The sequence below is a fragment of the Stenotrophomonas sp. 01N47 genome (assembly GCF_056399165.1).
The window spans coordinates 1-401 of sequence record NZ_JBFTQU010000083.1 but is presented as its reverse complement, the minus strand read 5'-3'; the positions used below and the strand labels follow the sequence as shown (position 1 = coordinate 401).

Below are 401 nucleotides of genomic sequence, written 5' to 3'. Positions count from 1 at the left end.
GTCTTGGGCAGGGTGTCAGGCATGGACGGATCCTTCGGTGGACGGCGCTTCCGCGCGGGGGCGGCGGCCGTGGACGATGGCGAAGATGGTCGGAACAAACAGCAGCGAGGCGCAGGTGGCGAAGATCAGGCCGCCGATGACGGCGCGGCCCAGTGGGGCGTTCTGCTCGGCGCCCTCGCCCAGGGCCAGGGCCATGGGCCCCATGCCGATGATCATGGCCAGGGCGGTCATCAGCACCGGGCGGAAGCGGGTGACCCCGGCCTCGAAGGCGGCCTGCACCGCGTCGCCCGTGGCCGCCAGCCGCTCGCGGGCGAAGCTGACCACCAGGATCGAGTTGGCCGTGGCCACGCCCATGCACATGATCGCGCCGGTCAGGGCGGGCACCGACAGCGGCGTGCCGG

General features: G+C 72.8%; 1 protein-coding gene. It reads right to left on the bottom strand.

Going from position 1 to position 401, the window contains the following annotated elements:
- Positions 1–15 precede the first annotated feature (15 nt).
- A partial coding sequence (locus AC1DKR_RS21320) for an efflux RND transporter permease subunit (RefSeq protein ID WP_478035176.1) occupies positions 16–401 on the bottom strand: 386 nt, incomplete at its 5' end.